Origin of the sequence: Amycolatopsis japonica (assembly GCF_000732925.1) — a bacterium.
Taxonomy (GTDB): Bacteria; Actinomycetota; Actinomycetes; order Mycobacteriales; family Pseudonocardiaceae; genus Amycolatopsis; species Amycolatopsis japonica.
In genome coordinates, this window is record NZ_CP008953.1 from 2,474,360 (window position 1) to 2,484,228 (window position 9,869).

Sequence of the window (9,869 nt, forward strand, 5' to 3'; positions counted from 1 at the left end):
AGCCGATTGACCGCTCGACGGTGGAGGATTTGGGACTCTCAACGTCCCAATCCTCCCCACTCGGCCCCAACCAGGGCTGAAGGCTCCCTTCGCCGCATGAGACTCGGTGAAGGGAGCCTTCAGCCCACCATCGGACCTGACAACGAAAGATCAGCGCTGCCCGTGAATGGTCCGGTGGATCCACCCGGCGTAGGCGGGCACGCTGGTGTAGAGACCGGGGCCGTTGGCGCACGGCACGTCGTCGTCACCGGGGCCGGAGGTGACGCCGATCAGTTCCCATCGGCCGCCCCAGCCGCGCTGGACCTGCGGTCCGCCGGAGTCGCCCATGCACGCCATCGCGCCGCGTTTGCGGCTCACCGTGCACAGCCGGGTCGAGTCCGCATAGCCGGGCGAGCATTCGGACACGGCGCCGATGCGGGTGTCGAGTTGCTGGAGCCGTTCGGGGAACACGACCTTTTCCAAGTCCGCGGTGTCGACCGTGGTGCCGAAGCCCATCAAGCGGGTCGGCGTGCCGGGGCGGCCGGGACGGTCGGCGATGCGGATGGGCCGTTCGGAGACCGGACGGTCGAGGCGCACCAGCGCGATGTCGTTCTTGTTCGGCGCGCCCGGCTGATAGCCCGGGTGGCGGACCCAGCGGTCGATCGTGCGGACGGTGCCGCCGGACGTCCGCCGTTCGCTGCCGATGCGCACGGTGCCCTCCGGCCTGGCCGGGTTGTTCTCCGGGTCGACGCAGTGTGCCGCGGTCACCACCCACTGTGGATGCACCAGCACGGCACCGCAGACGCCCTTGGCGTTGTTCATTTCGGGCACGACCTCCGGGATCGAGGCCATGAATTCGTAGCGCTCGGTGGAGTTCTTGCCGTTCACCACGGCGCCGGCGCTGCCGGGCACCGCGATCGCGCAGAACACTCCCGCCAGCGTGACAGCGGCGGCACGGACCAGGTTGCGGCGTAGGGTCGCCACCTTCGACATGCTTTTCCTTTGTTCGAGGACTTCGGATCGATCAAGTCCAGCCTTGTCGTCCGTCGCGCCGATGACCATCGGGTCAGCCCCCCGAACCGCGGTGGCGGGTGCCCGACGCCGGCCGGTAGCGCTGGTACCACCTCTGGACCGGTGCCGGTGCTAGCTTCTTGCCGTGAGCCTTGATGGCGTCGAGCAGCGACCGTCCGATTCTCCCTACGTGGAGCGGATTTACCGTGCCGGTCAGGCCGCCGTGACGCCGTCACGGATGCGGTCCATCGCGAACTCGAACTGGGAGCTCGTGGTGTGGCGCGACCGGGGCGAGACGCATGTGGCGGTGCGCGGCCCCGAGACGAGTCCCACGGTGCTGGACCTGGGCCCGGGCGAGGGCGAAACACTCGGGATCATCTTCCGCCACGGTGCGTACCTGGCGCCGATGCCGGTTTCGGGACTGGTCGACACCGCCGTGACGAGCCCGCACACCACGGCCCGTTCGTTCGTCCTGCAGGGCGAGGAGTGGGAAACCCCGGGCTACGACAACGCCGACGTCTTCGTCGATCGCCTGGTCCGTGCCGGATTGCTGATCCGCGACCCGCTGGTCACCGACGTGCTCCGCGGCGAAGTGCCCACTTTGGTCACCCCGCGGTCGGTGCAGCGGCGGGTGGCCGCGGCGACCGGGCTGACCCAGGGCGCGATCCGGCAGATCGAGCGGGCGAGGCAGGCCGTGATGCTGCTGGGGCAGGGGATGGCCGCGATCGAGGTCGTGCAGCGGGTCGGGTATCACGACCAGCCGCATCTGGCCCGCTCGCTGACGCGGTTCACCGGACGCACGGCCACTCAGCTCAGGCGCGCGAGCGAGGACGAGGTGCTGTCGCTTCTGTACAAGACCGAGGTCGCGGTGCACCCGTAGGTTTCGTGGTGACACACCGACCTACTGGAGGACAAGACATGGCCATCACACAGATCTACGTCAACCTGCCGGTCGCCGACATCGAGGCGAGCACGAAGATGTACACGGCGATGGGCGGCACGGTGAACCCCGATTTCAGCGGTGACACCTCGGTCCAGGTGGTGCTCGCCGACACGATCCTGGTGCAGCTGATGACGCGCGAAACGTTCGCGTCGTTCACCAAGCGACCCATGACGGACGGTCCGATCGAGGTGATCAACGCGTTGGCCGCCGGGTCGCGCGAAGAGGTCGACGGCCTGGTCGAGGCGGCACTGGCCGCGGGCGCCACCGAGCCGCGCGCGGCCCAGGACATGGGCTGGCTGTACAACCGGGCCATCGACGACCTGGACGGCCACAGCTGGGAACTGCTGGCCTACGACCCGGCCGCCATGGGCGACGGGCAGAATTGACGACCATGACCGACGCCAGGTCGCCCGGCGCGGACGCGGCCACGTTCCTCGAGGTGGTCCGCTCCGGCGATCCCGCGCGGTTCGCGCTCGTCACGGAGCGCCACCGGCGTGAGCTGCAGGTGCACTGCTACCGGATGCTCGCGAACTACGAGGACGCCCAGGACCTGACGCAGGAGACGTTCCTGCGGGCGTGGCACAAGCGGGAGTCGTTCAAGGGCAACGCGGCGCTGCGGACCTGGCTCTACCGGATCGCGACGAACGCCTGCCTCGATTTCCTGGAGAAGCGCAAGGACCGCACCTTGGAGGATTCCGAGGTGCTGTACCTGCAGCCGTATCCCGACCGGATGCTCCCCGAGGATCCGCAGGAATCGGTGGTGGCGCGGGAGACGATCGAGCTGGCGTTCATCGTGGCCGTCCAGCACCTGCCGCCTCGGCAACGGGCGGTGTTCGTCCTGCGCGACGTCCTCGGCTGGCCGGCGTCGAAGACGGCCGACGCCCTCGAGCTGACCGTCGCGTCGGTGACGAGCGCCTTGCAACGGGCGCGCGTGACGATGCGCGGGCGGCTGCCCGACCGCCGTCTCGACTGGCGGGGCGCGGAGCTGTCGAAGGACGAACGTGGCGTGGTGAAGGCGTACATCGAAGCTCATGAGCGCAACGACCTCGACGGGCTGGCGGCCTTGCTGCGCGAAGACCTGCGCTTCGCGATGCTGCCCGAGGCGGGCACCACGACCACGACGGCCAAGGACGCGGTGGACGGCTGGGTCTCCGGCGGGCTCTTCCAGCGCGGCCACGACGACTGGCGCGGTATCGCCACGACGGTCAACCGCATGCCGGCCGCCGCGCTGTACCTGCGCACCCCCGAAGACCCGGAGTACCGGCTGTTCGCCATCGCGGTCCTGCGCGTCGCCGACGGGAAGATCGCCGAGCTCACCGGCTTCGACGCCACCGGCAAGCCGTGGCTGGGCCTGCCCGCGACCCTGTGAGCACGTCAGCGCCTCGTCTCGTAGCGGGTCAGCACCACGCCGCCGGGAAACGTCCGGGTCTCCGCCAGGGACAGGTTCACCCAGCCGTCCAGCGCGGTGAAGAACGGCGTGCCGCCGCCGACCAGGACCGGCACGGTGACCAGCACGTACTCGTCGATCAGCCCGGCCCGCATGGCCGCCCCGGCGAGGGTCGCGCCGCCGATGTCCATCGGGCCGCCGTCCTCGGCCTTGAGCCGGGTGATCTCGGCGACCGCGTCGCCGGTGACCAGGCGGGTGTTCCAGTCGACCGCGGCTGTGGTCGAGGAGAACACCGCCTTGGGCATGTCCCGCCAGCGGCGGGCGTACTCGATCGCCGCCTGCGTGGCGCCGGGCTGCCGGTCGGCGGTCGGCCAGTGGGAACTCATCGCGTTCCACAGCTTGCGCCCGTACAGCGCCAGGCCCGTCGCGGCCACCCGGTCGGACCACCACTGGAACAGCTCGTCGCTCGGCGACGAATCCGGTCCGTCACCCCCGCTCCAGCCGAGGTCGTCGCCGGGCGCGGCGATGTAGCCGTCCAGGGTCACGTTCATGCCAAAGGTCAGTTTCCTCACGTCAGCCTCCAGTGAGTCGATCTCACCCGTACAGACGGTCGCGGTGCGGGAAACTGATCGGTCCGGTCGCGCTGAGCCGCGTTGTACCGCTGAGGTACATGAAGGCCCCCTTCCTGTACCTAGGCGCAAGGAAGGGGGCCTTCATGTACTTGGCAGGGGCGAGGCCATCGAGGAGGCCGCCTCCGGCACGCCCATCTCGGTGAACGCGGCGTGCGCGGTCTGCCAGTGTTTCCGCGCGGCGACCGGATCACCGACGGCGAACAGTGCGTCGGCGAGTCCACTTTGGGCTCTGGCCAGTTCGTAGCGGCTGTCCGCCGCGTTCGCCGAGTCGATCGCCTGCCGCAGGCAGCGCACGGCTTCGGCCGCCCGCCCGGCGGCGAGCAGGGTGGCCGCCAGGTCGGTGCTCGCGGCCAGCGCTCCTTCCCGGCTGCCGATCTCCTTGGCCAGATCGATGGCCCGCCGGTGATGCGCCAACGCCTCGTCGAACCGCCCCGCGGCGACGAGCAGGACACCGAGATGGTTGAGCACCTTGCCCTCGTCGGCCCGGTTGTGCGTCTGCCTCGCCACGTCGAGCGCCTGTTCGTAACAGGCCCAGGCTTCGGTGTCGTTTCCCATGCGCCGGAACGTGGTGCCGAGACCGTCGAGCGTCCGGCATTCACAGAGGTGATCACCGCTCGCCCTGGTCGTTTCAAGGGCCCGGGACAGATGATCGACCGCGGCGGAATGATTTCCCAGTCGCATCTCGGCGACGCCGATATTGCACAACTGCCGTGCCCGGAACGACTCGTTGTTCCGGGCGACGGCGAATTCCAGTGCCCGCCGGAAACAGGGTAACGCGGCGCGATAATCACCGAGACCGGCCAGCAACAGGCCCACGTTCCCCGACAGGTTGAGGACGTAATCGGATTCACCGGCGGCGTCGAACTCCTTGATCGCGTCCTGCAGGACGGCGAGTGAGTCGGCCGCGTTCCCCCGCTGCCAATGGGTCATGGCGAGCCCGTTCAGCACGTGCCCTCGGGTGACACCGGACGCGACCCGGACGGCGTTGCCGAACAGGGCGAGTGCGTCACTCACGTGCACGCGGGCCTCGAAATAGCTCGTCATCACGCACGCGAGCCGCGTGACGTGCTCGTCACGTCCTTCGCTCAACGCCCAGCCGGACGCGACGACGAGGTTGACCCGTTCGGCGTCCAGCCACGCCATCGCCTCGTCCGCCCCGTCGAACACGAGAGCCCGCGCGGCGGGTGTGGGCAGGTCCTCCCACCGCTCCGCCTCATGCGGATAACAGGTGACGAGCGCGGTGCGGGTGGTGGCCAGCTGGAAGTCGAGCAGCCGTCCCACCGCGGTCCGGCGAACGCGGGCTTGGACGCTTTCCCGGACGCGTTTCTCGGCGAACACCCGGACCAGGTCGTGCAGTTCGAACCGGGACTCGCGGGCGGTGACCATGTTGGCCGCCACCAGGTCGCCGAGTTGACGGCGGACGACGCCGACCTCGACGCCGGCCAGCGCCGCCGCCGCGTGGTCGTCGAAATCGCGTCCTGGATACGTGGCGAGCAAGCCGAGCAGGATCCGGTCCGGTTCGGCCAGCTCGTCGTACGACGTGCGCAACGCGACTTCGACCCCGTCGTCCAGCCGCAGCATGGTCCGCAGGTCGGCGAGACGGTCCCGGTGGTCGGCCATCGTCCACTCGTCCGAGGCGGCCAGCCTCCGGGTCACCAGTGCGAGGGCCAGCGGCAACCGGCCGACCAGTTCGATGATGTCGGCCGCTTCGCCCCGCTCGGCGTCGACGCGTTCATCGCCGATCCCGTCGCGGAGCAGCTCGACCGACTCTTCCGGTGTGAACACGTCGAGCGCCACGTGCCGGGCATCGGTCAACTCGGCAAGGCGGCGCCTGCTGGTGACCAGCACCAGGCAGGTCGGAAGGGCGGGCAGCAACGGCAGCACCTGGTCGGCCGACGCCGCGTTGTCCAGCAGGATCAGCGCGCGCCGTCCGTCCAGCAGCCGCCGGAACAGGGCGCTGCGGTCGGCGAGGGTGAGGCAGCCGATCTCGCCACCGGACGCCCCGAGCCGGCGCAGGAAGCCTTCGAGTACCGCGGCCGGGTCGGCGGCGGGGAGATCCGCGTCGAAGCCGCGGAGATTCACGACCAGCCGCACGTCGGCGAAGCGGTCCCGCTCGGCCAGCAGCCGCGCGACTTCGCCGGCGAACCGGGTCTTGCCGATCCCGGCCATTCCGGAGATCGCCCACACACCGGCGTCCTCCGGCTCGGCCTCCAACACCTGGCGCAGCTGCTCTTGCCTGCCGACGAACCTGCCGGTCCCGCCGGGGAGGTGATCGGCCACGCTGATCACGGCCGCCTCGGTGGCGTCTCCGGTGATCACGCGGTGCGCCTGCCGCCATTCCGCGGCGACGTCCATGCCGAGCAACACGGCCGCGATGTCGACGACCAGTTCGACGTCCAGCCGCTTGCGCCCGGGCAGCAGGCACCGATACACGGTGTTGTAGGCGGGGAGATCGGCCGTCCCGCGGGCCGTGCGCAGGCGCCGCACCCGCCGGTGCAGTTCCCGGTGGGACAACCCCGCCCACGCCAACGCCTGCCTCAGCCGCTGCGAGAGCTCATCGTACGACCGGGCTCCGATCGGACTCGGCGGCTGCTCCTCCGTCACGGGAACCCCCTGGACACGCGAACCGAATGCCGGTCGACCTTAGTCGAGAGCAACGACCGATGGGCCGGATCGGCGAACTCGATGGTCGGCGATCTCTTCCATTCGGACAGTGCCGATCGACCATACGGACTACCCTTCCCGATCGTGAATCCCGACCGAACGGACGTGGGCGACGTGCCGCCGGAGCCGTTGGGCGCCGGTTCGTTCGACGAGCTGGCGGCCCGGCTGAACACGCTGCGCGGCTGGTACGGCGTGTCCTACCGGGAGCTGCACCGGCGGGTCGTGCGAGGGCGGCGGGCGGCGGGAAACCCCGATCTGCCGGTGTTCAACACGGTCTACCGCTGCCTGCGGCCGGGGAGACGGCGGGTCGACGCGGACCTCGTCGCGGACATCGTGCGCGCGCTCACCGCCGACGAGGCGGTGGTGGCCCGGTGGCGGCAGGTGTGTCAGGTGATCGCGGGGCTCACCGCGGACTCGTCGTGGGTGACCGTGTCAGGTGAGCTGCCGGCCGACAGCACCGAGTTCGTCGGCAGGCAGGCCGAGCTGGCCGCGATCACCGATCCCGGCGGCGACGAGCGGTGGTCGCCGGTGGTGATCGACGGTATGGCCGGTGTCGGCAAGACCAGCCTCGCCGTCCGTGCCGCACACCGGCTGGCACACCGGGACGGTGTCGCGGCCCGGTTGTGGGCGGACCTGCGTGGCTACGACGCCGACCGCGCGCCCGCCGATCCGCTCGCGGTGCTGGACGAGTTCCTGCGGCGGCTCGGGGTGCCGGGCGGGGAGATCCACCGTCTCGGTCCGGCGGACCGGCAGGCGACCTACCGGCGGCTGCTCGCGGACCGGCACCCGGTCGTGGTGCTGGACAACGCGGCGGACGCCGACCAGGTGCGCCCACTGCTGCCGGACCGGCCGGGCGGCGTCGTGCTGATCACCAGCAGAAGGCGGTTGACCGGGTTGGCCGGTGCGCGGTCCGTGCACCTGGAAGCGTTGCCGGGGACCGAGTCGCTCGACGTGTTGCGCAGGCTGGTCGGCGCGGCCGAGGTCGCCGAGGACACCGAGGCCGCCGCGCGGATCGCCGACCTGGTCGGCCATCTGCCACTCGCGTTGACGGTGGTGGCGGGCCGGATCCGGAACCGCCGCGACTGGACGTTGCGCGACCACGCCGCCCGGCTCGCGGAACGCCGGGACAGCCTGCGGGTCGAGGACGAGCTGGAGAACGCCATCGGTCTGTCCTATGCGGACCTGCCCGCCGAGGCCGCGCTGCTGCTGCGGCTCCTCGCGATCCATCCCGGCCGCGACGTCGACACGCGCGCGGCGGCCGCGCTCGCCGGGGTGGACCTGGGTACGGCGGAGGAACTTCTGGGCGAACTCGTCGCCAGCAGCCTGGTGCAGCGGCAAGTCCAGGATCGGTTCGGCCTGCACGACGTGGTCCGTCTCTACGCGGCGGGGCTGGCGCGGGACGTGGACGCCGCTTCCGCGCGGCAGGCCGCGCTCGGGCGGTTGTTCGGCTACTACCGGCACACCGCCAGCCGTGCCATGGACCGCTACGCCCCGCATGAACGCGACCGCAGGCCCGCGGTGTCCACTTCGGACGTTCCGGCACCGGACTTCGCCGACCTCGCGGCGGCGACCGAGTGGCTGGACGCCGAGCGGCACAACCTGGTGGGTATCACCGCGCTGGCCGAGGAACAGGGCCGAAGCGAGGACGCGGCCATGATGTCGCCGATCCTGAACCGGTACCTGTACAACGCGTTGCTGTTCGCCGACGCGGAGATCGTGCACGGCATCGCGATCCGCGCCGCCGACCCGCTGATCCAGGCGAGCGCGCATATGAGCCTCGGTGCGGTCTACCTGCGTTCCAACCGCTACCAGGAGAGCATCGACCAGCTCAAGCAGGCGCTCGAGCGATACGACGCGGCCGGTGACCGCACCAGCTGGGCGCGGGCACTGAACAATCTCGGCAACGCGTTCGACCGGCTCAGTGACTTCGCGGCGGCCGAGGACTGCTACCGGCAGGCGTTGCTCGTGCACCGGGCGACCGGCAACCGCACCAGCGAGAGCCGTGCGCTGGGCAATCTCGGGAACAGCGCGATGCGCGTCGGTGACTGGGACAAGGCGGCGACGTACCTCGACGAGGCACTGGCGATCATGCTGGAGGTCGAGGACCGGGTCGGGGAATGTCTGACCTACGGCAACCTCGGCACGGTGCGCGAGCAGCAGGGTCACTCCGCCGAGGCGCTCGGCCACTACCGGCGGGCGCTCGTCACCGCACGCGAATTCGGCTACCGGTTCCCGGAAACCGAGGCCTTGCTCCACATCGGAGTGTTGCTCGCGCGGCTGGGCGAGCACGACGACGCCTTGACGCATCTGAGCGAGGCACTGGACCTCGCACGCCGGAACAGCTTGGGCGAGTTCGAGGTCAAGGCCCTCAACGGAATCGGCATCGCGCTCGGCGGCAAGGGGGACGCCGCGGGCTCGATCGCCAGGCACCGCGAAGCGCTCGCGGTCGCCGAGAAACTGGGCGATCGCTATGAGCAGGCACAGGCGCACAAGGGGATCGAACGCGGCGCGGCCGTCGCCGGCGACACCGGCACGGCCGACGATCACGGGGAGAAGGCGCGGGCCCTGCTCACCGAGATCGGCCTGCGCTAGCCGGTGCCGCAGTGACGGTTGCGAGTGGGCCGAAGGCTCCCTTCGCCGCGTCTGATGCGACGAAGGGAGCCTTCACCACGCTTCCGGCGTGGCCTTGGTGCCATACCGACGCGAGCCGATTTACTTCCAGCTGTACGCGGCGCCGCCGAAGCCCGGCTGGACCTTCGCCCGCACCTTGGGGGTGGCGGCGAGGCCGTAGTAGCCGCCACCCTTCTTCGGCGGGCCCGACCACCGCACGAGAACGGTGCCACTGGTTCCGCATCCCGCCGTCGTCCAGGTCGCGACGCTCTTCTTTTTCTTGGTGCTCCAGTAGTGGCCCTGCGCCTGAACGCAGACCCTGCTGTTACTGCCGGGCGGGAGCTGCCATTTGTAGCGGCGGTGCTGAGGGTTCTTCTTCGAATCCAAGGAGATCCAGCCGCAGCCCGCCTTGTCCTCTTTCCAGCGGCCGTAACCGGCCAGACCGCCCCGCCATCCACCACAGGAGTCGGAAGCGTCGACGCCCTCCGTGGGCACTTCGGTCAGTGCGATCTCCGTCGTGGTCGTGTCCATCTGCTCGTCAGCCATCGCCGGCGCGCTCTGCGCGGCGAGAGTCATACCCGCGACCACCAGGCCGGTCGTGACCCGTGTCGTCCATTTCTTCAAAATGCTTCTCTTTCTCGAT

Annotated in this window: 8 protein-coding genes; 4 read left to right on the forward strand and 4 right to left on the reverse strand. The window is 70.1% G+C overall.

The annotated features are described in order from the left end of the window. Nucleotides 1–150: 150 nt before the first annotated feature. Complete coding sequence (locus tag AJAP_RS12110; protein WP_038510758.1) at nt 151–972, reverse strand: S1 family peptidase; 822 nt, start codon at nt 970–972, stop codon at nt 151–153. 208 nt (nt 973–1,180) lie between these two features. Between AJAP_RS12110 and AJAP_RS12115 the strand changes: the two genes are divergently transcribed. Genes AJAP_RS12115 through AJAP_RS12125 form a run of 3 tightly spaced genes read left to right on the forward strand, consistent with a single transcriptional unit; the run spans nt 1,181 to nt 3,302 of the window. Further along, nucleotides 1,181–1,870 carry a helix-turn-helix domain-containing protein gene (locus AJAP_RS12115; RefSeq protein WP_228694916.1) on the forward strand — a complete coding sequence of 230 codons (690 nt, stop codon included), beginning with the start codon at nt 1,181–1,183 and terminating at the stop codon, nt 1,868–1,870. A gap of 38 nt (nt 1,871–1,908) precedes the next feature. Continuing rightward, nucleotides 1,909–2,319: a VOC family protein gene (locus AJAP_RS12120; protein WP_038510762.1), complete on the forward strand. Its 411-nt coding sequence runs from the start codon at nt 1,909–1,911 to the stop codon at nt 2,317–2,319. Between the two features lie 5 nt (nt 2,320–2,324). Beyond that, the gene (locus AJAP_RS12125; RefSeq protein ID WP_038510763.1) at nt 2,325–3,302 is read left to right on the forward strand and encodes an RNA polymerase subunit sigma-70; all 978 of its coding nucleotides are present in this window, start codon (nt 2,325–2,327) and stop codon (nt 3,300–3,302) included. Nucleotides 3,303–3,307: 5 nt separating this feature from the next. Here the strand turns inward: AJAP_RS12125 and AJAP_RS12130 are convergent, their stop codons facing one another. Then, nucleotides 3,308–3,892, reverse strand: a complete 585-nt coding sequence (locus AJAP_RS12130) for a dihydrofolate reductase family protein (RefSeq protein ID WP_038510765.1) — start codon at nt 3,890–3,892, stop codon at nt 3,308–3,310. A gap of 141 nt (nt 3,893–4,033) precedes the next feature. Beyond that, nucleotides 4,034–6,556 (reverse strand): tetratricopeptide repeat protein, encoded by a 2,523-nt coding sequence (locus AJAP_RS42445; protein WP_051972415.1) that lies wholly within the window; start codon nt 6,554–6,556, stop codon nt 4,034–4,036. 144 nt (nt 6,557–6,700) lie between these two features. On the opposite strand from AJAP_RS42445, the gene AJAP_RS12140 reads away from it, so the two are divergent. Next, a complete protein-coding gene (locus AJAP_RS12140; protein WP_148311501.1) occupies nt 6,701–9,208 on the forward strand; it encodes a tetratricopeptide repeat protein in 2,508 nt (835 codons plus the stop codon). A gap of 120 nt (nt 9,209–9,328) precedes the next feature. On the opposite strand, the gene AJAP_RS12145 is transcribed toward AJAP_RS12140, so the two are convergent. Then, on the reverse strand, nt 9,329–9,850 hold the full coding sequence (locus AJAP_RS12145) for a hypothetical protein (protein ID WP_038510767.1): 522 nt from the start codon (nt 9,848–9,850) through the stop codon (nt 9,329–9,331). Nucleotides 9,851–9,869: the final 19 nt, after the last annotated feature.

What these genes read in the sequence shown, in the direction of transcription:
- AJAP_RS12110 (WP_038510758.1), bottom strand. Translation starts at nt 972, where the DNA reads ATGTCGAAGGTGGCGACCCTACGCCGCAACCTGGTCCGTGCCGCCGCT.
- AJAP_RS12120 (WP_038510762.1), top strand. Translation starts at nt 1,909, where the DNA reads ATGGCCATCACACAGATCTACGTCAACCTGCCGGTCGCCGACATCGAG.
- AJAP_RS12125 (WP_038510763.1), top strand. Translation starts at nt 2,325, where the DNA reads ATGACCGACGCCAGGTCGCCCGGCGCGGACGCGGCCACGTTCCTCGAG.